The sequence below is a fragment of the Streptomyces sp. NPDC002138 genome (genome assembly GCF_040296485.1).
GTDB lineage: Bacteria > Actinomycetota > Actinomycetes > Streptomycetales > Streptomycetaceae > Streptomyces.
The window spans coordinates 193,543-215,298 of sequence record NZ_JBEOXE010000004.1; the positions used below are offsets into that span (position 1 = coordinate 193,543).

17 protein-coding genes and 1 pseudogene are annotated in these 21,756 nt (G+C 74.8%); 10 read left to right on the forward strand and 8 right to left on the reverse strand.

The window, feature by feature from the left end; all coding sequences use genetic code 11:
* Window positions 1–88 precede the first annotated feature (88 nt).
* Together ABT084_RS04130 and ABT084_RS04135 are read left to right on the forward strand one after the other, a co-directional pair.
* On the forward strand, window positions 89–1,042 hold the full coding sequence (locus ABT084_RS04130; protein WP_351038106.1) for an ATP-binding cassette domain-containing protein: 954 nt from the start codon (window positions 89–91) through the stop codon (window positions 1,040–1,042).
* A gap of 94 nt (window positions 1,043–1,136) precedes the next feature.
* Complete coding sequence (locus ABT084_RS04135; RefSeq protein WP_351038107.1) at window positions 1,137–1,976, forward strand: ABC transporter permease; 840 nt, start codon at window positions 1,137–1,139, stop codon at window positions 1,974–1,976.
* A 125-nt stretch (window positions 1,977–2,101) separates the two neighbouring features.
* Here the strand turns inward: ABT084_RS04135 and ABT084_RS04140 are convergent, their stop codons facing one another.
* Window positions 2,102–5,251 carry an AfsR/SARP family transcriptional regulator gene (locus ABT084_RS04140; protein ID WP_351038108.1) on the reverse strand — a complete coding sequence of 1,050 codons (3,150 nt, stop codon included), beginning with the start codon at window positions 5,249–5,251 and terminating at the stop codon, window positions 2,102–2,104.
* Between the two features lie 192 nt (window positions 5,252–5,443).
* Between ABT084_RS04140 and ABT084_RS04145 the strand changes: the two genes are divergently transcribed.
* Entirely contained in the window at window positions 5,444–6,529 is a 1,086-nt protein-coding gene (locus ABT084_RS04145) for a S1C family serine protease (RefSeq protein WP_351038109.1), read from the forward strand.
* A 26-nt stretch (window positions 6,530–6,555) separates the two neighbouring features.
* On the opposite strand, the gene ABT084_RS04150 is transcribed toward ABT084_RS04145, so the two are convergent.
* A complete protein-coding gene (locus ABT084_RS04150; RefSeq protein WP_351038110.1) occupies window positions 6,556–6,909 on the reverse strand; it encodes an STAS domain-containing protein in 354 nt (117 codons plus the stop codon).
* A gap of 201 nt (window positions 6,910–7,110) precedes the next feature.
* Here ABT084_RS04150 and ABT084_RS04155 point away from each other — a divergent pair, with 201 nt between their 5' ends.
* The gene (locus ABT084_RS04155) at window positions 7,111–7,728 is read left to right on the forward strand and encodes a helix-turn-helix domain-containing protein (protein WP_351038111.1); all 618 of its coding nucleotides are present in this window, start codon (window positions 7,111–7,113) and stop codon (window positions 7,726–7,728) included.
* Window positions 7,729–7,873: 145 nt separating this feature from the next.
* A complete protein-coding gene (locus tag ABT084_RS04160) occupies window positions 7,874–8,698 on the forward strand; it encodes a class I SAM-dependent methyltransferase (RefSeq protein WP_351038112.1) in 825 nt (274 codons plus the stop codon).
* A 41-nt stretch (window positions 8,699–8,739) separates the two neighbouring features.
* On the opposite strand, the pseudogene ABT084_RS04165 reads toward ABT084_RS04160, so the two are convergent.
* Window positions 8,740–9,045: pseudogene (locus ABT084_RS04165) on the reverse strand (F0F1 ATP synthase subunit B family protein); the annotation flags it as partial.
* Window positions 9,046–9,257: 212 nt separating this feature from the next.
* On the opposite strand from ABT084_RS04165, the gene ABT084_RS04170 reads away from it, so the two are divergent.
* Complete coding sequence (locus tag ABT084_RS04170; protein ID WP_351038113.1) at window positions 9,258–12,155, forward strand: AfsR/SARP family transcriptional regulator; 2,898 nt, start codon at window positions 9,258–9,260, stop codon at window positions 12,153–12,155.
* A 199-nt stretch (window positions 12,156–12,354) separates the two neighbouring features.
* Window positions 12,355–13,074, forward strand: a complete 720-nt coding sequence (locus ABT084_RS04175) for a DUF4232 domain-containing protein (protein WP_351038114.1) — start codon at window positions 12,355–12,357, stop codon at window positions 13,072–13,074.
* 113 nt (window positions 13,075–13,187) lie between these two features.
* Here ABT084_RS04175 and ABT084_RS04180 read toward each other — a convergent pair whose 3' ends face one another.
* Window positions 13,188–14,111 (reverse strand): alpha/beta fold hydrolase, encoded by a 924-nt coding sequence (locus ABT084_RS04180; protein WP_351038115.1) that lies wholly within the window; start codon window positions 14,109–14,111, stop codon window positions 13,188–13,190.
* A 134-nt stretch (window positions 14,112–14,245) separates the two neighbouring features.
* Here ABT084_RS04180 and ABT084_RS04185 point away from each other — a divergent pair, with 134 nt between their 5' ends.
* Complete coding sequence (locus ABT084_RS04185) at window positions 14,246–14,881, forward strand: TetR/AcrR family transcriptional regulator (protein WP_351038116.1); 636 nt, start codon at window positions 14,246–14,248, stop codon at window positions 14,879–14,881.
* A 3-nt stretch (window positions 14,882–14,884) separates the two neighbouring features.
* Here ABT084_RS04185 and ABT084_RS04190 read toward each other — a convergent pair whose 3' ends face one another.
* Window positions 14,885–15,964, reverse strand: a complete 1,080-nt coding sequence (locus tag ABT084_RS04190) for a serine hydrolase domain-containing protein (protein ID WP_351038117.1) — start codon at window positions 15,962–15,964, stop codon at window positions 14,885–14,887.
* A gap of 288 nt (window positions 15,965–16,252) precedes the next feature.
* Between ABT084_RS04190 and ABT084_RS04195 the strand changes: the two genes are divergently transcribed.
* Together ABT084_RS04195 and ABT084_RS04200 are read left to right on the forward strand one after the other, a co-directional pair.
* Entirely contained in the window at window positions 16,253–17,782 is a 1,530-nt protein-coding gene (locus tag ABT084_RS04195; protein WP_351038118.1) for an alkaline phosphatase, read from the forward strand.
* A gap of 70 nt (window positions 17,783–17,852) precedes the next feature.
* A complete protein-coding gene (locus tag ABT084_RS04200) occupies window positions 17,853–18,398 on the forward strand; it encodes a hypothetical protein (protein ID WP_351038119.1) in 546 nt (181 codons plus the stop codon).
* Here ABT084_RS04200 and ABT084_RS04205 read toward each other — a convergent pair.
* The 3 genes from ABT084_RS04205 to ABT084_RS04215 all read right to left on the reverse strand — a co-directional run bounded on the left by ABT084_RS04205 (window position 18,388) and on the right by ABT084_RS04215 (window position 21,560).
* Complete coding sequence (locus ABT084_RS04205; protein WP_351038120.1) at window positions 18,388–19,395, reverse strand: hypothetical protein; 1,008 nt, start codon at window positions 19,393–19,395, stop codon at window positions 18,388–18,390. The genes ABT084_RS04200 and ABT084_RS04205 overlap by 11 nt on opposite strands.
* Before the next feature lie 16 nt (window positions 19,396–19,411).
* A complete protein-coding gene (locus tag ABT084_RS04210) occupies window positions 19,412–20,947 on the reverse strand; it encodes an alpha/beta hydrolase (RefSeq protein ID WP_351038121.1) in 1,536 nt (511 codons plus the stop codon).
* A 157-nt stretch (window positions 20,948–21,104) separates the two neighbouring features.
* Window positions 21,105–21,560 (reverse strand): tellurite resistance TerB family protein, encoded by a 456-nt coding sequence (locus ABT084_RS04215; RefSeq protein WP_351038122.1) that lies wholly within the window; start codon window positions 21,558–21,560, stop codon window positions 21,105–21,107.
* Between the last annotated feature and the right edge of the window lie 196 nt (window positions 21,561–21,756).

A 21,756-nucleotide genomic window follows, 5' to 3' on the forward strand; every position in this document is an offset into this window, starting at 1 on the left:
GTCAGGGAACAGGCCGCGGACTGTCAGCGCGGGTCGGCATCGTCAGGTCCATCGAGAACGACAGGGACCTGACGAGGAGTTGTTGAGCATGGCGTATGCGATCCGGGCCGAGGGACTGGTCAAGAAGTACGGCGACTTCACCGCCCTGGACGGCGTCGACCTGGAGGTCCCGGCCGGCAAGGTCGTCGGCGTGCTGGGCCCCAACGGCGCCGGCAAGACCACCACCGTCCGCATCCTGGCCACCCTGGCGCGCCCCGACGGCGGGCACGCCACCATCGGCGGTCACGACATCGTCAAGGACCCGGTCCGGGTCCGCCGCCTGATCGGCCTGACCGGGCAGTACGCCTCCGTGGACGAGACCCTGTCCGGAGCCGAGAACCTGGTGCTCATCGCGCGGCTGCTCGGTCTGTCCCGGCGCGACGCGAAGGCGCGGGCCGCCGAGCTCCTGGAGAGCTTCTCCCTCGCCGAGGCGGCCCGCAAGCCGATCGCCACCTTCTCCGGCGGCATGCGGCGGCGGCTGGACCTGGCCGCCTCCCTGGTCGGCCGGCCCCAGGTGCTCTTCCTGGACGAGCCCACCACCGGCCTGGACCCGCACGCCCGGCAGGAGGTCTGGGACGTCGTGCGCACGCTGGTCGCCGACGGCTCCACGGTGCTCCTGACCACCCAGTACCTGGAGGAGGCCGACCAGCTCGCCGACTCCATCACCGTCTTCGACAAGGGCCGCAAGGTCGCCGAGGGCCGCCCCGGTGAGCTCAAGCGCCGGGTCGGCGGCCAGATCCTCCAGGTCCGGCCCACCGTGGCCACCGATGTGCCGCAGGTCGCCGGAATGCTCGCCGAGCTGACCGGGCACCACCCCGCCCAGGACTCGGGCGTGCTCACCGTGCCCGCCGACGACCCGCTGGTCGTCGCCGCGGTCGCCCGCCGCCTGGACGGCGCCGGCATCACCACCGACGAGCTCGGTCTGCGGCTGCCCAGCCTGGACGAGGTCTTCCTCGCCCTGACCGGACACGCGCCCGCCGGTGACCGGCCCGTCGCCGCCTGAGACCCGGCTTTCCGGGGCTTCCCCTGGCTTCCCCGACTTCTCCCGGCTCCCCGGCTCCCCCGCTTCCGCGCAGACTTCCCGAGAGGACCCCGTCATGAGCACCCAGACCCTCCCCGCCCCCGCCCCCGCCACCGCGCCGGCCACCGCCCGGCTCAGCGGCCGCATCGGCCTCGCGCAGACCGCGCAGCACAGCCTCGCCCTCGCGGGCCGGGGCGTCACCAAGTTCATGAAGTCGCCGATCCAGCTGGTCGACGTGGTCCTGACCCCGATCATCAGCCTGCTGATGTTCATCTACCTCTTCGGGGACGCCATGTCCGGCGGCGACACCGACGGGTACCTGAGGCTCGTCACCCCGGGCGTCATGGTGATGGCCGTCTTCCAGGCCAGCATCGGCATCGGCGCCTCGCTCTGCGCCGACGCCGGCACCGGAATCTTCGACCGGTTCCGCAGCATGCCGATCGCCCGCTCCAGCCCGCTGATCGGCGCCGTCCTCGCCGACATCGTCCGCTACGCCGTCTGCCTGGCCACCCTGGCCGTCCTGGCCCTGGTCATGGGGTACCGCGTCCAGACCGGCCCGGTCGCCGCGCTCGCCGCGGTCGCCCTGCTCGTCGGCTTCGCGCTCAGCTTCTCCTGGATCTCGGTGTACCTCGGCATGCTGATCAAGAACCCCGCCTCCGTGCACGGGCTGATGACCGTCCTGATCCTGCCGCTCACCTTCGCCAGCAACGTCTTCGTCCCCCGGGAGGGCATGGCCGGCTGGCTCCGGGCGTGGTCCGACGTCAACCCCGTCTCCCTGGTCTCCGACGCGGTCCGCGGCCTGCTGAACGGCGGCCCGGTCGCCGGATCCCTGGCCGGCACCTTCGCCTGGATGGCCGGCGTGATCGTGGTCTTCTTCCCCCTGGCCATCCGCGCCTACCGCAAGAACGCCGGCTGATCCGGCGACGAGCCCGGCCGGGCGGAGTCCGCACCCACGGGGGTGTGCGGACCCCGCCCGGTCGTCATGCGTCCCCGCCCGGTGGTCCGTGCGTCCCCGCCCGGTCGTCGTGCGTCCGCGCCCCGTCAGGCCCGTGGCGCCGCCCGCAGGGCCTCCGCCTCCAGCCAGCGCAGAGCGTCCGCACGGGAGTACGCGGCCCCCTCCTCGTACGCCTCCTTGAAGCGCGCCTCGCCCAGCGTCGCCACCATGCGGTCGACCAGCTCGCGCCACTCCGGCTCGCCCCGGTCGAAGGCGCCGCGCATCACCTCGCTCATGCCGAGCGACCTGGCGCCGTCCTCGGGAGCGCCCTCCAAGGTCCGCAGACCGCCGAGCAGTTCGGCCACCCAGGCGAGGGCCGCGCCCGCCCCCTGGCCGAGCAGCGCGCCGGCCGCCTCGGGCAGCAGCGCCCGGGCCGCCGCGGCGTCCCCCTCCGCGAGCCGGTTCTCGATGCGGGTGCTGACGATCAGATCGCGGGCCGTCTCGCGCAGCGAGGGGCGCCGCACGCTCAGGGCCTCGAGGCGGTCGAGGGTCGCGTCGGAGCGCGCCAGGTCACCGGCCCTGCGGTGCACATTGGCCAGGCCCACCAGGATGTTGGCCTCCAGGCGCAGCTGGCCGCGCTCCCGGGCCTGGCGGTGCGCGGCGTGCAGATCGCGGAAGGCGCCCTCCAGGTCGCCGCTGCGGCGTCGCTCGCGGGCGAGCCGGGCCTTGCTGAGGTAGAGGTAGTCCTCGGTGCCGAGTTCGGAGCTGAGCGCCACGGTCCGCTCGAAGGTGGCGATGGCCTCGGGGTACTCGCCGCGCAGGGAGTGGTCACGGCCGATCGGGAGCAGACTCATCACGAGCCCCCAGCGGTCGCCCACCTCCTCGAAGCCGCGCAGGGCCGCCATCCGGGACTCCGCGCCGGAGACCAGGTCGCCCTGCTCGGTGAGGGCGAAGTCCCGGGCCAGGTGGGCGCCGGCCCGCACCCACGGGTCCGGTGAGTCGAGCGGGTCCCCGGCCGCGGCCGGGCCCGGTCCCGCCGCACCGGCCGGGAAGGAGACCCGGGACATCCGCAGGAGCAGCAGGGCCGGGTGGAACTCCCGCGCCGTCGCCGACTCGCCCTCGGGGGCGGCCTCCGGCAGGTGGGTGTCGAGCCGGGCGCTCATCCCCCGGATGCCCCAGTACCAGTACATCGCCGCGGCGAAGCGGGCCGCCAGGTCCGCGTCCCCGGCCTCGGCGACCCAGCGCAGCGCGAGGACGAGGTTGTCGTGCTCGGCGTCGAAGACCTCGATCGCGCGCAGCTGCTCGCGGGTGCGCAGGCGGGGTTCGTACTCCTCCGCGAGGGCCAGGAAGTACGCGGTGTAGCGCCGGCTCACGGCGTCCCCGGACCCGGGGCCGTCGCCGCCCCCCGGCCCGACCCCCGGCCCGACCCCCGGCTCGGCCTCGGCGAGGCGCCGCGCCGCGTACGCGCGGACCGTCTCCAGCATCCGGTAGCGCGGCTCGCCCGTCCCGTCGTCGACGGCGCCGACCAGCGACTTCTCGACCAGGGCGTCCAGGACGTACGGGATGTCGGCGGCCGGGAGCGAGGCGTCCGCGCAGACCGCTTCGAGCGCGGGGACGGTCGCGCCGCCGGGGAACACCGACAGTCTGCGGGCGAGGATCCGCTCGGGCTCGTCGAGCAGGTCCCAGCTCCACTCGACCAGCGCGAGCAGCGTGCGCTGGCGGGGCAGCGCGGTGCGGCTGCCCGAGGCGAGCAGCCGGAAGCGGTCGTCGAGGCGGCGCGCTATCTGCTCGACGCTCATCGAGCGGAGCTTCGCCGCGGCCAGTTCGAGGGCGAGCGGTATCCCGTCGAGCCGTCGGCACACCTCGACCACGGCGTCGAGGGTCGTGTCGTCGAGCGTGAAGTCCGCGCGGACTCCGGCGGCCCGGTCGACGAAGAGGCGCACGGCGGGCGACTGCGCGGCCTCGGCGGGCTCCGGTGATCCTGTCGGGACGTCGAGGGGACCGAGGTGACACAGGGACTCGCCGGTGATGGCGAGGGCCTCGCGGCTGGTGGCGAGGATCCGCAACTCCGGCAGCTGGTCCAGGAGTTCGATGGCGAGCTGCGCGGCCGCCTCGACCAGGTGCTCGCAGTTGTCGAGCAGGAGCAGGGCGTCGCCGCTGCCGAAGAGGGCGGCCATGCGCTCGAACGGCGTGGCCCGCTGCCCCTGGCCTGCGTCGTAGAGGCCGCCGTCGGTGGAGCCGAGGGCGCCGAGCACCGCGTCGGTCAGCCCGTCCGGCGCACTCACACCGGCGAGCGGCACGAGCCAGACCCGGCCGCGCGCGTGGGCGCCGTCCCGGGCGGCCGCTTCGAGGGAGAGCCGGGTCTTGCCCGCGCCACCGGGACCGACGATGGTGACGAGCCGAGACCGCTCCAACTGCCGCCCCAGACGTGCCAGTTCGTCCTCGCGCCCGACGAAGCTGGTCAGCCGGGCCGGGAGCCGGCTCGGGGCGGCCTCGGCCGCCCGCCCGGTCGGCGAACCCAGCTCGCCCCGGAGCAGGGCCAGGTGGATCTCGCTCAGCTCCGCGGAGGGGACCACGCCGAGCTCCTCGTCGAGCCGCGCCCGCACCGCCCCGTACACCGCGAGGGCGTCGGACTGCCGCCCCGCCGCGGACAACGCCCGCATCCGCAGCCCGGCCACGCGCTCGCTCAACGGGCGCTCACCGGCGGCCGCTTCGAGATCGGCCAGCACCTCCGCGTACCGCCCGAGCCGCAGCTCGGCGTCGCAGCGGTCCTCGGCCGCCGCCGTCCGCAGCGCGTCGAGACGGGTCGCGACGGGTCCGGCGAACGGGGCGTCCAGCACATCGGCGAGCGCCGCGCCCCGCCACAGCCCGAGCGCCGCCCCGAGCAGCGGGGCCGCCTCGCCGGGCCGGCCGGCCGCGAGCTCCCGCCGGCCCCGGGCGCTCAGGTCCTCGAAGCGGTGCACGTCCACGTCCTCGGCCCGCACCGGGAGCCGGTAGCCGCCGGACGCGGACTCCACCGCCGCGGCTCCGCGCAGCGCCCTGCGCAGCCGGGACACCAGCGCCTGCAGCGCGTTGGCCGCGTCGGCGGGCGGCGCCCCGCCCCACAGACCGTCCACGAGCGAGTCGACGGACACCGGCCGGCCCCCTTCGAGGGCGAGCCGGGCGAGGAGCATTCGCAGCCGTACGCCGCCCACCTCGACCGGCGTCCCGTCATCGGCGTACACCTGAACCGGTCCGAGCAGCTCTACGCGCACCACGACGGTCTCCCCCTGTCCGACCGACCGACCGGCCGCTGCCGTGTCGATCTTCCTCCAACGCCGGGTCAGCATCACCCACCTGAGGTCTGCGGTAAAGGTTCGGCCGGGCCGCCCGCCGGTCATGCCAGGACACCCGTGGAGCGCGGGACTAGCCTGAGAGGGGGGATCCGTCCTCAAGAAGGTGGCGGCCGTATGAAGGCGCAGAGCAGTGGCGTGCTCGTTGTCGCGATCGCGGTGCTCGGGGCCCTGGCCGGGCCCTCCGCGTCCGCGGACGGCATCGACCCCAGGAAGATCTACGAGCGGGCGGCGCCGGCCACCGTGCTCGTCACGGGGAAGTACTCCGAGGGCAGCGGCTTCGTCTACGACGCGGGCAAGGGGCTCATCGCCACCGCCGCGCACGTGGTGCAGGGCGAGCCCTCCTTGAAGGTCTCGGTCGGGGACCGCCCGCCGGCGCCGGCCCGCGTGGTCGGGATCGATCCCTGCGAGGACCTGGCGGTCCTGCAGTTCACCACCGCGGTGCCGTCCGATCTGAAGGCGCTGGAATTCGACAAGAGCGCGAGCGTCCAGACGGCCGACACCGTCATCGCGCTCGGCTATCCGGCGGCGCTCGGCGATACCACCACCCAGAAGGTCGTCTACACGGCCGGCTCGGTGCAGAACCCGAACGTGGTGAACGCCGAGCCCTCGAGCTCGCTGCCGCGTTACCCCGCGACGATCCAGCACTCCGCGACCGTGAACCCGGGCAATTCCGGCGGCCCGCTGCTCAACGGCGACGGGAAGGTCGTCGGCATCAACGCGCTGGCCGCGACCGGCGATACGCAGGGGCAGTTCTACGCCATCTCCAGCGACCACGCGCGGCCGCTGCTCGACACCCTGGCCGCCGGGGTCACGAAGAACGATCCGGGCTGGAGCCTCGTGGGTCTCGACGACCCGGACCTCAGCTCGTACTTCACCGACGCCAAGGACCAGGCTGAGGCGGCGAAGGACCAGAAGAAGCTGATGGCCGACGGGGTGACCGGGGTGTTCGTCCTGGAGACCCGGACGAACTCGCCCGCGGCCAAGGCCCTGCTGGGCACCGGGGACGTGGTGACCTCCATGAAGGACACGCCGGTCAAGTCGGTCGGCGACGTCTGCGACACCCTCGAATCGTCCACGGGCGGCGAACACGTCCCGCTGGAGGGCGTGTACTCGCTCAACGCCGACGGTACGAAGACCAAGTTCGGCGAGGCCTGGTCGGCCGACCTCGTGCTCGACAAGGGCGCCGCGCCCGGTCGGTGAGGGCGGCCGCTTCCGGCGCTCCCCGGTTACCCGGTGGGCTCGGCCGCGACGAAGAGGGACAGGACGCCGGTCATCTCCAGCAGGCGCAGGAGCTGCGGGTTGAGGTCGGTCAGGCGGACGGCGGCGCCGCTCTCCTGGGCCGTGCGCCGCGCGGCGATGAGGGTGTTGAGCGCCGAGGAATCGCAGAAGGTGACGCGGCCGCAGTCGACCACCACGGGCCGGGCCGGTGAGGCGTGGGCGAGGGCCTCGGTGAGGGCGAGCCGCAGGGCGGGCGCCGTGTCGAGGTCGATCTCGCCGACGGGGCGGACCACGACGGAGTGGGCCAGGACCTCCACGGCGATGCCGTGGCCGTCGGCGTCACGGGGAGGGGTTGCGGCCATGGTGGTTCACTCCTTCGAGACGGGGGTGGCTCCTCACGGGCCGCCCCGCAGCAGTGGCGGCCAGGGACGATTACCTACCCCTCTAACACCGAGAAATCTACAGTGGCCATAGTAGACATATGGCCACGACGTCATGACTGTTTCTCCTGTAGCCGGGATCACAGATGGCCCGCCATGCGTCACGGGCATACGTTGTTGCCCATGACGCGCGGCAGCAAGCAGGGCGGGGCCCAGGGCGGGACTCCGCAGGGTGACGGCGCGCTGGACAGCCTGGTGCGCCAGCGGATCCGGGCCCTGCGCGTCGCACAGGGCTGGTCCCTGGCGGAACTCGCCGCGCGCGCCCACATCAGCCAGTCCACGCTCAGCCGGATCGAGACCGGCGGCCGCCGCCTGGCCCTGGACCAGCTCGTCACCCTCGCCCGGGCCCTGGACACCTCGCTGGACCAGCTCGTCGAGACGGCCGCCGACGACATCGTCGTCAATCCGGTGATCGACGCCGCCCACGGCAGCATGCACTGGCCCATGAAGGCGGAACCCGGGATGACCGTGGTGCGCCGGCGCATGACGGACCCGCCCCCCGACAGCCCCGTACGCATGCGGGCCCATCCGGGCCGCGAATGGCTCGTCGTCCTCTCCGGCACCGCGGTCCTGCTGCTGGGGGACCGGCGCGTGCGGGTGGAGACGAACCAGGCGGTGGAGTTCCCCACGATGCTGCCGCACGCCATCGGCGCCGAGGGCGGGCCCTGCGAGATCCTCGGCGTCTTCGACCGCGACGCCCGCCGCGGCCACCAGGGCGGCGACAGCGACGACGGGTCCTGAGGGCAGGGTCCGCGCGGGGGCCCGGCCCGCCCCCGGGCCGCCGTACGCCCCGCCGCTTGCGCGTTCGGCAGCCCGTCCGGCCATCGTCTTGCGCGTTCCGGGAACCCTGGTGCCGTGACGGCAACGCCCTCCTAGCGTGGCCGTCATGACTCAGCACTCCCTCGACTCCTCCGGCCAGGCCGAGATCCTGGACCTGGACGCGGACGTACTCGCCGAGCACACGGCGTCCATCACCTCGTGGCTGCCCGTCGGGGCGCAGCCGCGCCACATCGTCGACCTGGGCTGCGGGACCGGCGCCGGCACCTTCGCCCTGCTCGCGCGCTTCCCCGGGGCGCGGGTGACCGCCGTCGACTCCTCCGAGCGCCACCTGCACCGCCTGCGGGAGAAGGCCGGGGTACTGGGCCTGGCCGACCGGGTGCGTACCGTGGCGGCCGATCTCGACGCGGACCGGCCCGACCTCGGCCGGCCCGAGCTGGTGTGGGCCTCCGCCTCGCTGCACCACATGGCCCACCCCGACCGCACGCTGAGCGCGGTCCACGGCCTGCTGGCGCCCGGCGGCCTCTTCGCCGTCGTCGAGCTGGCCGGCTTCCCGCGCTTCCTGCCCGCCGACGCTCCGGCGGAGCGGCCCGGCCTCGAGGACCGCTGCCACGCCGCCCTCGCCCACCACCACGCCGAGCGGGTACCGCACCGCGGGGCCGACTGGGGGCCCCGGCTGACCGCCGCCGGGTTCACGGTCGAGGGCGAGCGCACGGTCACCGTGGACGTCGGCGCAGCCCGCGGCGAGGCGGTCGGCCGTTACGCGCTCAGCGGCCTGGGGCGCCTGCGCGAGCGCGCCGCCCCCGCCCTCACCGCCGAGGACCTCGGCGCCCTCGACCGGCTGCTCGACACCGACGGCCCCGGCAGCATCCTGCTCCGCCCCGACCTCGCGGTCCGCACGGAGCGCACGGTGTGGGCCGCCCGCCGCGCCTGACCCCGGCCCTGCCCGCCACGCGCCGGCAGCGTCATGGCCTCCCGCTCCCGCACCCCTTCGGCCCGGAGCTCGGCCGGCACGACCGACCCCTGTTCGGCGGCTTCCCGGCGCGCACGGGCGGCCTCGTGGCGCGCCGCGGCGATCTCCTCGAGGTACTGGCCGAGAATCCGGGACGCCTCCCGCCCCGTCTCCTGCGCGCGCTCCATACCGCCGTCGATGGAATCCGACCGCTCGGCGAGAACGCGGTTCATACGGGGCAGCAGAACCACCGCGAGGAACCCGGACACGATGAGGAACGCGAGCGCTCCGACCGACAGTTCCCACCACTCGGACAGGAGAATTCCCATGATCACAACCTACGTCGCCGCAGGCCCCGACCCATGACCGCGACAAGCGAATTGGCGGGCAATACCCCCGCCATGACCGGCCGGTCCAATATCCGGAATTGCGGAATCCGATGACCGTGAATACCGCGCGCGCCGCACTCCCCCGACCGGTCGGCGACTTCCGGACAAGACGATAAGCTGTTCTTTCTTTGCTTCCCGGGGGGTGCAGGCAGGTGGAGTTTCGGCTGCTCGGATCGGTTTCGGTCGCCACCGAAGCCGGGGACCTACCGCTCGGGCCCGCCAAGCGGCGGAGCCTGCTGGCCGCGCTGCTGCTGCGGCCCAACCACCCCGTCCCGCTGCGCCAGCTCACCGCCTCGCTGTGGGACGGCGAGCCGCCCGCGCGGGCCCGCAGCGTGATCCAGGGGCACGTGTCCCGGCTGCGCACCCTGCTGGACACCGCCCAAGCAGGGTTGTACGGCGTCGAGTTGGCCACCCAGGGCGCGGCGTACGTGCTGCGCGTGCCGGAGGCGCTGCTGGACGCGCACCGCTTCCAGGAGCTGGTCACGCGGGCCCACGGGCAGCGTTCGGCCGGGGAGGCCGTGGTCATGTACCAGGAGGCCCTCGCCCTGTGGCGGGGGCCCGCGTTGACGGGTGTGCACGCCAGCCCGCCGCTGCAGAGCGCCGCGGACGCGCTGGAGGAGCTGCGGCTCACCACGGTGGAGCACCTGGCCGTCCGGTACGGGCACCTCGGCGCGCACGCGCAGGCCGCGGCCGTGCTGCGCGCCGAGGCGAGCGCCCATCCGCTGCGCGAATCGCTGTCCGCCGCCCTGGTGACGGCCCTCCAGCGGGCGGGGCGGCGCTCCGAAGCCCTCGACCAGTACCACCACACGCGCCGCATGCTCGCCGAGGAACTCGGTGTCGACCCGGGCCGCGAGCTGAGCGACGCCTACGCGCTGGCCCTGCGCGGCCACTGCGGCCCGAGCGGCACGCAGGAGGACGGCCGGCCCGACAGCCACTCCGGCGGCGCCGACGGGCATCGGCCCAGCCGCCGGGACGGCGACCGGCCCGGCGGCCCGGGCACCGGTCGGGGCAGTGCCCGCGCCGCCGGGGACACCGCCCCGGAACCGGCCGCGCCCACCCCGTACGCCGACCTCCTCGACCTGCTGCCGCGCGCCCCCCGCGGCTTCCACGGGCGCGCGGCGGAGCTGCGGACGCTCTCGCGGGCCGCCGCCGCGGAGGCGCCCGTATGCCTGGTCACCGGGCCCGCCGGGGTCGGCAAGAGCGCCCTCGTGGTCCATTGGGCGCACCTGAACCACGACCGGTTCCCCGACGGCCGCCTCCATGCCGACCTGCGCGGTTTCGGGGACACGGGCGAGGCCGGGCCGATGGAGGTGCTGCGCGAATTCCTGCTGGCGCTGGGCGTCACGCCCCTGAGCGTCCCGGAGTCGGTGACCCGGGCCGCCGCCATGTTCCGGTCCCTGACCGCCGGGCGCCGCGTGCTGATCGTCCTCGACAACGTGCGCGCCTCGGAGCAGGTGCGCCCGCTGCTGCCGAGCGGGTCCGAGTGCGTCACGGTCGTCACCAGCCGCCACCGGCTGCGGGGGCTGATCGCCTCCGACGCGGCCCGGCCGGTCCCGGTGGACGTCCTGGGCGCGGACGACAGTACGGCGCTGCTCGCCGCGGTGCTCGGCGCGGACCGGGTGCACGCCGAGCCGGAGGCCGCCCGGCGGCTGGCCGGGCTGTGCGACGGACTGCCGCTCGCCCTGCGGGTCGCCGCCGCCCGACTGGCCGACCAGCCGCACCTGACCCTGGCCGCCATGGCGGCGGAGCTGTCGGACACCACGCGCCGGCTGGCCCTGCTCGACGCCGAGGACACCGGGGTCCGGGCGGCCCTGCACCTGTCGGTGCGGAGGCTCCCGCCGGGCGCCGCGCACCAGCTCGCCCACCTCGGCCGCCACCCGGGCACGCACATCGACCGCGGTGTGGCGGCGGCCCTGGCGGGCACCGGTCCGGACGCGGCGGAGGCGGCCCTCGACCAGCTCGCCGCCGCCCACCTGCTGACCTGCGGCGCGCCGGGGCGGTGGGTCATGCACGATCTCGTACGCCTCTACGCCCGCGACATGGAGACCGGTCCGCACGCGCTGTCGCGCCTGCTCGACCACTACATCGCCACCGGCCTCGCGGCGGCCGCGGCCGCCCAGCAGGACGCGCGGCCCTGCTTCGCGACGCCCCCGGACTTCTACCGGCCCCCGGGCGTACGGACGTTCCGCGACCGGGACGAGGCGATGGACTGGTACGCCGCGCAGCGCGAGGACCTGGCCCTGGCGGCCGGGGCCGCGCACGCCGCCGAGCTGCACGGCCGGGCGTGGCGGATCGTGCTGTCCCTGTGGCCGCTGATGGTGTGGCGCGTCCTCGACGGCTGGGCGCCGCTCCTCTACACCGCGCTCGACTCGGCCTGGGCCGACGACGACCTGCACGGCCAGTCGCGGGTCCTCGCCCTCCTCGGGTGGGTGCTGACCGAGGAGGGCCGCACCGACGAGGCGCTGCCCCACCTTGAGGCCTCCGTCCTGCTGGCCGCCCGGGCGGGCGACCGCAGCGGCCAGGCCACCGCCCTCGTCAACCTCTCCCTGGCGCGGGCCGCGCTCGGCGATCTGGAACCGGCGGCGCGGGACTGCGTACGGGCGGCGGAGCTGGCGCGCGCGGCCGGGGACCCGACCACGGAGCGCCTCGCGCTCTACCACCTCTCCCGGCACCAGATCGAGTCCGGGGAATGGCGCGAGGCCCTGGACAGCACCACGGCGGCGCGGGCCCTCCCGCTCCCGGACCCGGCGTCCCCGACCCGGGTGCTGCTGCTCACCGCGACCGGGGAGGCCCTGGTGGGGCTCGGCGAGCGGACCGAGGGCATCCGGTATCTGGACGAGGCCGCGCGCAAGGCCGAATCGACCGGCTACGACGAGGGCGCGGAGCGGGCGCTGGAGGCGCTGCTCCAGCTGTCGGCGCAGGCATCGGTCGGGGTGCGGGCGAGCGGGCCGTGCGGCGCGGCGGACGGAGCCTCGGACGGGGCGTCGGACGGAGCGGCGTACCGCGCCCGGTACGACGAGGTGCGCGCGCGGCAGACCGTACGGGCCTGACGCCCCCGCGCACGCACCACCCGGCCCCCGGGGCGGGTGGTGCGTGCGCGCCCGTGCGCGCTCGGTGACTCACGCGCGGATCCGCGTACGTCAGCGAAACGTCAGCGGGGCGTGATCGCGGCGCCAGCAGTACCCGGCACAGTGGGGACCACGCGGGAAGTTCTCCGCGTGCCTGCCGTTTCCTCCCGGGAGTTCCCTCATGCACGCCCACCGCCTCCGCAGCGCGGCCCTCGCCGCCACCGTCACCGCGGGCCTCGCTCTGGCCTTGACCGCGTGTGGCGGCTCGGGCGGCGGGACCGGCGCGGTGGACACCGGTGCGGGCAAGGAAGCGGACAAGGCGGCCTCGACCGGGGCGGCGGGCGGTGCCTCGGCCGCGGGTGCGCAGGGCGCCCCGGCGGACGGCAAGAGCGGCGGCTCGGCCCCCGCCACCCCGGCGACGGCGGGCGGCCCGGCCGCCAAGGGCGCGGGCGACACCACCGGTGACGCCTACGCCTACACCCACCCGTGCCCGGCGCGGAGCCTGACCGTCAAGGTGACCTCCCCGCAGGGCGCCCCGGCCGGCGTCCGCGTCGTCACGGTGACCAACAACGGCGCCACCTCCTGCGGCCTCGACTTCCACCCGGCCATCGGTTTCAGCGCGAAGGGCGCCGCGCTCGGCGTCCAGGCCACCGCCCCCGGCGGTCTCGGCGGCGCACCGGCCCACCCGGTGCGGCCCGGCGCCACCGCGTACGCCGCCGTGCGCCTGGCCCCCGCGGGCGGCACCGGTCCGGTGGCCGACGAGATCAGCGTCCTGGCCGACGCGACGCACATGGCGAACGCGGACGGCGTCAGCCTCCCGCTGGCCGAGCCGGGCACCGTCGCGCAGCCCGAGGTCGGTCTCTACCGCGGCAGCGCGCGGGACGCGATGGGCGCCCTCTGAGGTCCGCCCCACCCCCTGAACCCTCCGGGCCCCCGAACACCCCCGACGGCACCCGGAGCCCGATCACCCCCAGGCCCACGGCCTGGGGGTGATCGGTTTTCCGGTCGCCGGGGTCACCGCGCGAGCGAGTCGATGTCCTCCATGAAGCTCAGCATCCGGGCGTTGACCAGGTCCGGGTGGTCGATCTGCGGACCGTGTCCGGTCGCGGCGACGATCTCGGCCCGGGCCCCGGGAATCACCCGCGGGATCCGCTCCACCTGCACCTTCGGCTTCACGAGCAGGCTGCGTTTGCCCATGATCAGGTAGAAGGGCGTCCGGATGGAGCCGAGTTCGGCGTCCGACAGGGGCAGCGGCGCGGGGCGGCGGATGCGGAAGGCGCGCACGCCGGTCTGGATCATCTTCCGCAGCTCGGGGACGATCAGCACCGGCTGTTCCAGCCAGGACGCCAGCCGCGGGCGCAGTGCCCTGGGCGCGAAGGTCGCGAAGAGGCTGACGAAGACCCACGCGAAGAAGCGCAGGCCGACCTTTTCCAGGCCGCCGGGGTCGAGGGCGATGACCGAGGCGAGCCGCCGCGGCCTGCGGTGGACCGCGTTGATGACCAGCCAGCCGCCGTAGGAGGAGCCGACCAGGTGGACCCGGTCCAGGCCGAGGGCCTCCAGGGACTCGTCGAGCCACTGGGCGGCCCGCTCCGGCTGCCACATCGCCTCGCGCTGGACGCTGCGGCCGGGGTCGCCCGGGGTGTCGAGGGCGTAGACGGGCCGCTCGGCGCCGAGCGCGCGGGTGTTGGGGTACCACTGCGCGGAGCAGCCGCCCGAGCCGTGGATCAGGACGACCGGAGTACGGGCCTCGGCGGCGGGGTCGGCGGGGCCGTACCGGTAGACGTGCGTGGTGCCGAAGCTCGTCTCCACGTCGGTCTCGGAGCGGGCCGGCGCGCCCTTCGCGTAGACGGCGTCGCAGGCGGCGAAGTAGCGGTCGCGCAGGCGCTCGTTGACGTAGCGGCCTATGTCGCGACGGACGTGGGTCGTGGTGTCGGGCACGGGGGCACCTCCGGAAGGATCCGTCTTCGTGATACGAACGTACCACGATCTTGGTACGGCGGTACCATGAAAGAGGCCGGGCGGGGTCGGACAGGGACCCCGGACCGGTCACCGAGGGGCGGAGACACCAGCACATGCCGAAACGCGTGGACCACGAGGAACGGCGCACCCAGATCGCCGAAGCGCTCGTCCGGGTCGCCGGGCGCCGCGGGCTGCACGCCGTCGGCATGCGGGACGTGGCGGCCGAGGCCGGGGTCTCGCTCCGGCTCGTGCAGTACTACTTCGAGACCAAGGAGAAGCTCCTCCTCTACGGACTCCAGCACCTCACCGACCGGTTCACCGCGCGCGTCGGCGCCCGCCTCGCCGCCGCCGGCCCCGCGCCCGGCCCGCGCGCGACGGCCGAGGCGCTGCTGCTGGCCTCGCTGCCCACCGACGCGGAGAGCCGCACCTTCCACCTGCTCTACAGCGCGTACGCGATCCTTTCCGTGACCGACGAGGCGCTGGCCGCCACGCCCTTCATCGACAACCCCGACGCGGCCGAGGACGCGCTGACCGGTCTGATCCGCCAGGCCCAGGAATCCGGCACGGCCGACCCCGGCGCCGACGCGCGCACCGAGGCGATCAGCCTGCTCGCCATGGCGGCGGCCATGGGCACCAGCATCCTGGTGGGCCAGCGGGGGCCCGACGCGGCCGTCGCGGTCCTGCGCCACCACCTGGACCGGATCTTCACGGTCCCGGGTGAGCCCGGGACCGCCGCTCCGGAGCAGTGACGGTCAGCGGCCGCCGTCCGCCCGGCCGCCGTCCGCCTGACCGCTGCCCGCCAGCGTCTTGAGGGCCCGCTCGCGCAGCGGGGCGATCCGGGTGCGGGCGGCCGGGCCGTCGTGCACGGCGTTGGTGGCGATGACCACGTACCGCCCGGTGGCGGGGGCCAGGAACAGGCTGGTGCCGGTGAAACCGTGGTGGTAGGCCACGGCGCCCCCGGCGGCCAGGATCCACCCCAGGCCCCGCTGCAGACCCGGATCCATGTCCGCCACCGGCACCAGGCTCTCCCGCAGCCAGCCGCCGAGCGGGCTGCGCGCACCGGCCGACAGCAGGCGCTCGGCGAAGGTCGCGAGGTCGGCCGCCGGGGCGAACACCCCCGCGTGCCCGGCCACATCGCCCATCGCGGCCGCGTTCTCGTCGTGGACCGCGCCCCAGAGCCGGTCGTGGCCGTCACGGTGCTCGGTGGGCGCGACCCACGCGGCCTGCGGCACCGGACCGTAGGCGGTGCGGTCCATGCCCAGCTCGGCCCAGAACGCGGCGGCGAGCCGGTCCAGCGGCTCGCCGTGGACGTGGGCGAGGGCCAGGCCGAGCAGGACGTACCCCCGGTTGATGTAGCGGTGCGTTCCGGGGAGGTTCTCCAGGGGCTCGCGGCAGATCAGCTCGTGCAGCGGGCGCTCGGCCAGGTCGTAGAGGTCGAACCGGGTCGCCGCCCGCAGCCCGGAGGTGTGCGAGAGCAGCTGCCGCACGGTGGCCCCGGCGCCGGGCAGGTGGCCGAGGTCCTCGTCCATGGGCGGCAGGAACTCCCGTACGGGCGCGCCCGTATCGAGCAGCCCGGCCGCGACGGCGCGGCCGACGAGCGGCCAGGTGGCGGTGACCTTGGTCAGCGAGGCGAGGTCGTAGACGGTGTGCTCGTCGGGGGCCTTCGGGTTCGTGAACGGGGAGACGACCCCGGCCGACAGGGCCGTACGGTCCCCCGCGGCCGTACCGCAGACGACGACCCCGCCCGGGCAGCCGCCGTCGGCGACGGCCTCCTCCAGCGCCTCGCGCAGCCCGTGGACGTCGGCGGTCGTGAAGGGTGCGGCCTGGGTCATCTGCGCCTCCGGTGCGGTGGGTGGGGTCTGCGGGGCTGGGGTCCGCGCGGCTGGGTTCCACGGGGCTGGGTTCCGCGCGGCTGGGACTCCCGCGTCCCCACCCTGGCCACCGCACCGGGCAGGGCGGCGCAGCCGCGCCGAAGGGGGGTCCGGGCCGCCCGAATGCCCGGGCGATTGCGGCCCGGTGCTGTTCGACTCCACGTCACCCGCAAAATCCGTCGTGTTCATGTCCCGCTCTTAGCGTCGGAGCGCCCGCGCCATTCATTTCCGAGGGGGACCTCCCGCATCATGCGACGCAGACCTGCCAAGACGCTGACCGTACTGGCCCTGACCGGCGCCCTGGCCGCCGGTGCCGCGGCCACCGCCAACTCGGCGCCGCAGCACGGCGGCCAGGGTGAGATCCGCAACGTCATCTACCTGCTCGGTGACGGAATGGGCCGCACCCACGTCACGGCTGCCCGCGACCGGTTCTACGGTGCGTCCGGCAAGCTGAACATGGAGACCCTGCCCTTCACCGGCGCGGTCGCCACGTACGCCGTCGAGAAGGGCACCTCGAAGCCCGCGCTCGTCACCGACTCCGCCAGCTCGGCCACCGCGTGGTCGACGGGCGTCAAGACGTACAACGCCGCGCTGAGCGTGGACGCGTACGAGAAGCGCGTCACCACGCTGATGGAGCAGGCCAAGAAGGCCGGCTTCGCCACGGGCAACGTCTCCACCGCCGAGGTCACCGACGCCACCCCGGCCGCCCAGTTCAGCCACGCGCTGCTGCGCGGCTGCCAGGGCCCGGTCTACTCCGACGCCGCCTGCCTCCCCAAGAAGGAGGACGGTTCGTACGAGGCCGCGCCCGCCGACAAGACGCTGGTCACGCCGATCGCCGAGCAGATCGCGCGCAACGGCACCGCCGACGTCATCCTCGGCGGCGGCCTCGCCCGCTTCGAGCCCGACGACCAGAAGGCGCTCCAGGACCAGGGCTACCAGGTGCTCGGCAGCTTCGGTGACCCCAAGCTCCCGGCGCAGACCGCCGCCAGCCAGAAGGTCGCCACCAAGACCGACCTGAGCCACGCCAACGGCAAGAAGGTCATCGGCCTCTTCAACCGCGGCAACCTCACCGTCGAGCAGGCCAAGGCCGGGCTGCCCGCGGACGCCGCGCAGAAGCAGGAGCCGACGCTCGCCGACATGACCCGCAAGTCGATCTCGCTGCTCGGCGAGCGCGGCGGGTACGACAAGAACCGCAAGGGCTTCCTCCTCCAGGTCGAGGGCGCCCAGATCGACAAGCGCTCGCACGCCAACGACGCCGCCCAGACCCTGGGTGAGATCAAGGCCTTCGACGACGCGGTCAAGGTGGCCACCGACTTCGCGAAGAAGGACGGCCACACCCTGGTCGTCGTCACGGCGGACCACGAGTGCGCCGGCTTCAACATCATCGAAAAGGGCACCTACACCAACGCCGAGTCGGTCGCTCCCCCGGCCAACACGGACGCGGGCAACCCCGCCAACAACAGCACCACCTCGCGCCCCACTTCGGGGGCCAAGGACCCGGTGCGCTCGACCGGCATCATCAACGGCGCCGGCGCGGGTGACGCGAAGAACTTCGCTCCCGCCACCTTCCGCACGCCGAACGACGCGCCCGAGGTCAAGGACGGCAGCCCGGACGCCAGCCTCTGGCTGACCTACCTGTCCGGCAACCACACCGGCGCCGACGTGCCGATCTTCGCCTACGGCCCGAACGGCAGCGCCTTCGCGGCCAGCCAGAACAACACCGAGCTGTACGGCAAGCTGTACCGCTCGCTGTTCGGCAAGTCTCCCCAGCAGCACTGACCCACCGATCGGGCAGCCGGGGCCGGGAGGACATGGTCCTCCCGGCCCCGGCCAGTTCAGGAGCGTTCCGATGAGACACCTCACCCGCCGCACCGCCGGGGCGCTGGCCGCCGCGGCCGCCGTCCTCGCCCTCGCCTCGGGCTGCTCCGGCGGCGCGGCATCCGACGCGGCCGACGGTTCCGGGGAAGCGGCCGGATCCGCCGCCCCCGTCGCCCTGCCCGCGCCCCGCAGCGCGCCCGCGCCCGCGCCCGTCCTCGCACGGCCCGCCGCACAGGGCGAGGTCCGCATCGAGGAGGGCCCGTTCACCGACCGGGTGAAGCTGACGGCTCTCAAGCTCACCGACAAGGCGTCCGTCACCGGGCACCTGACCATCACCTCCGACATCAGCGACGTCCTGGCCCTGGAGGTCGGCGCGGCGTACTACGACGCGAGCGGCCACCTGTTGGGGACCACGAAGTTCCAGTACCAGGAGGAGGGCGAGGACGCGCAGGGCGGCGACCACCACGACGGTCCGCGCGCGGCGGCCGCCGGCATCGACTTCACGGTGCCCGCCGGACAGTTCGCCCAGGCACCGGCGAGCGTGGTGCTGTCCCTGCCGGTCCTCGTCAACGAGTAGCGGCGGGGTCGCCGCCGCTTCCGCGCCGCAGCAGGCCGTACGCCCAGCGCTCGTTCAGTCCGGCGAGGAAGCCCACGCCGCCCCAGAAGAAGAAGGCCTTGATCAGCGCCTGATGGCCCGCCGGGGACAGCGGCGCGTCCCCGCACAGGCCGTCGGGGGCGGCGGGCGGGGTGAAGAGGGCCAGGATTCCGCCGTTGACCAGCACGAAGAGCGACACGGCGAGGAACCAGCCGACGACCACCCGGTACCAGCCCTCCTGGCGCATCAGCCGGGCCAGCTGGACCGGATCGGCGGGGACGTCCGCCGGGAGCTCGCCGGGTGCGGGGGCTCCGGTCGCGCTTCCGGTGTACGGGTCGGCGGACCCGGCATCCGGTGCGTCGCGCAGCCTGACGATCACGCTGAGGACCGCGCCCAGCGCCCCGCCGGAGAAGCAGATCAGGGCCTGCGTGAGGGTGAACCGCTCCGGGCAGCCGAGGGCGGAGCCGAACAGGGGCGGCAGGGCCTGGGCCGCGGCGAGGGTCAGCACCAGGGCGACCGGGCTGAACAGGATGCCGAAGGTCAGGCCGGTGTTGAGCCCGCGGGCCCCCGCGAGGGCCGCGTCGGCCGCGAGGGCCCGGGCGGCCGCCCCGGCCTCGGCGTCGAGCGTGGCCGTACGTATCGCATGCGCTTCTGCCTCCGGTTGCGACTCCGGTCGTGCCTCCGGTTGTGACTCCGGTTGTGACTCCGCCGCCTCGCGCAGTGCCGTGCGGACCGCGTGCTCCAGATCCCCGCACACCGCATCCCTGGTGCGCTGCTCGAAGGCCCGCTGGGCCGCCCGGTGCAACCGCTCGATCCGGGCGTACCGCACCGGCTCGACCCGCCGCAGGTGCCGGAGCCCGGGGTCCCCCTCGTCGAGGCCCAGCGCGGCGGCCAGCGGCCGCGGTGCCGCCTCGGCCGCCCCCAGCAGCCACGCGCCGGTCCGCCGCAACCAGTCGCCGTGCTCGCGTAGTTGACGCATGCCGGTCAGATTACGGTCAGCAGCCCGTGTCGCGGGCCGGCCGGTGGCCGGTGGTCAGGAACTCGGTGACCGCGCGGTCTCCGCAGGCGTTGCCGTTGTTCAGGTAGACGCCGTGGCCGCCGTGGTCGACGGTGACCATGCGCGCCCGGTCGCCGAAGGCCTCGCGCATCTTGCGGGCCCCGAAGACCGGGGTGGCCGGGTCGCGCAGGTTCTGGATCATCAGCACGTTGGAGGGGCCGTCCGCGGTGATCCGGGTGGGCTTCTCGGCCGGGGCGTCCTTCCAGAACGCGCAGGGCGTGATGCTGGCGGGCATCCCGGCCGTCAGCGGGTGGGCGGCGCGGTCGGCGGCGGTGGCGCGGGCGTAAGCGGCCACGTCGGTGGGCCACTTCACGTCGTTGCAGATCACCGCGACGGCGACCGCCGCGTCCTCGTCCCGCATCGGCCCGGCCAGCTCGGGCGGCAGGACGGGCGTCGCGGCCGGGTCCTCGGCCTGCCGCACGAGCCGGGCCAGGGCGGGGAAGGCGTCGTCGTCGTACAGGGCGTTCTGCAGGGCCTGGCGCAGCATGTTCCCGGTCAGCGGGGTGCCCGCGGTGGTCGAGGTCCGGGGCGCGTGGTCGAGCGTCGCCGCGAGGGCGAGGAACCGCGGGCGGACCTCCTCGGGCCGCTCGGCGAGCCGCAGGCCCTCGGCCGCGCGGGCCGGATCGGCCGCCCAGGCCGCGAAGTCCGGGAAGCGGTCGTCGGCGGCCTGGGCCATGTTCGCGAGCCAGCCGCGGGCCAGCCGCGCGGGGTCGGGGTCGCCGCTGCTGTCCAGGACCCAGCGGTCGGTGTGCTGCGGGTACTTCTGCGCGTACACGGCGCCGACGTACGTCCCGTACGAGGTGCCCCACGCCGACAGCTTGCGCTCGCCCAGGGCCTGGCGCAGCCGGTCCATGTCCCGGACCTGGTTGGCGGTGGTGAAGCTGCGCAGCACCTCGCCGCCGTTGACCCGGCACGCCTCGGCCACCCGGCGGGAGCGGGCCTCGGTCGCCGCGGTGCCGCCGTCCGCCTCCGGCCAGGGCCGCAGCGTGACCAGCCTGCGGTCCTCCGGGTCGAGTCCGCAGCTCGCGGTGGAGCTGGCGCCCACGCCGCGCGGGTCGAAGGAGACCAGGTCGTACGCACCGCCCATCTCCCTGCCCAGCGCCTCGCCCTTCTGCGCCAGCGCCCGCACCCCGGAGCCGCCGGGGCCGCCGGGCAGGACCATCAGCGTGCCGCGGCGGGCGGCGGGGCGGTCGCTGCGGACGCGGGAGACCGCGAGGGAGAGGACGCGGCCGTGCGGGGCGGCGTAGTCGAGCGGCACGGGCAGGTCGGCGCACTCCTGTCCGGCGGGACCGCCGGGAAGCGCGCAGGGCCGCCAGGTCAGGGTGGGGGCCGCCGCCGTCCCCGCCCCGGCGGTGGCGGCGGTGGCGGCGGTGCCGGCCGCGTCGGCCGAGGGGGCGAAGGCCACGGTCAGAGCGGTGGCGACGGTCACGGCGGAGAGGGCGAGGGCGGCGCTCGTGCGGTTGTAAGTCGTCATGGCGCAAGGGTGGTTGCTGCGCGCCCGCCGTCCCATCCGGCAGGCGTGACGGCCGGGGGTGGGGCTAACCCCCCGGGGTCGCCCCAGGGGACGGCCCCCGGGCGCCCCCTCGGGGCCGTCCGGACGGCGCGCCCCCGCCCTCCCCCCGGACGGTCCGTCAGAGGTCGAACTCGTGCGGGGCGAGGCCCAGCGCGAAGCACGCCTCGCGGACGACGGCCTGCTCGGTCTTGTCGAAGTCGCCGTCGGCGCCGCCGATGACGATCCCGATCTGGATGACCGCGCGCGCCTCGGCGGGCTTCTTCTTCGCCTTGGCTATCTCCTGCATGACGCTGACCTTGCCGAAGGCGAAGTCGGCGGCCAGCTTGTCGAGGTTCTCCTCGAAGCGGCGGCGCAGCTCGTCCGCCGGGAAGTTCTGCAGCACCTCGTTCGTCCCGATCAGCTGCGCCACGCGCTGCCGCTCGGCCGCGTCGATCGTGCCGTCGGCCGCGGCCACGAGCGCGCACATCGCCATGCTGGAGTCCCTGAACGCGCCGCTCTTGAGGTCGTTCCGCTTGGCCACCAGCTGCGTCTGCATCGTCGCGGCGGAATCCTTGATGCGGTCCCACAGGGCCATGTCTGTCTCCTTATGTCATAGATCGTCGGCACCCGGACAACGGACGGGACCGCCCGTGCGTGCCCGGGCCGCCGATCTCTTCGCCGCACGAGGCGGGCGCCGCTAGGGGGTGTCTGACGGATGTGCGTGGGGAAGGAGGGGTGTCCGGTGCGTGCTCTCGGTGCGCCGACCGGAAGCCCGTGTACTGGACGTACTC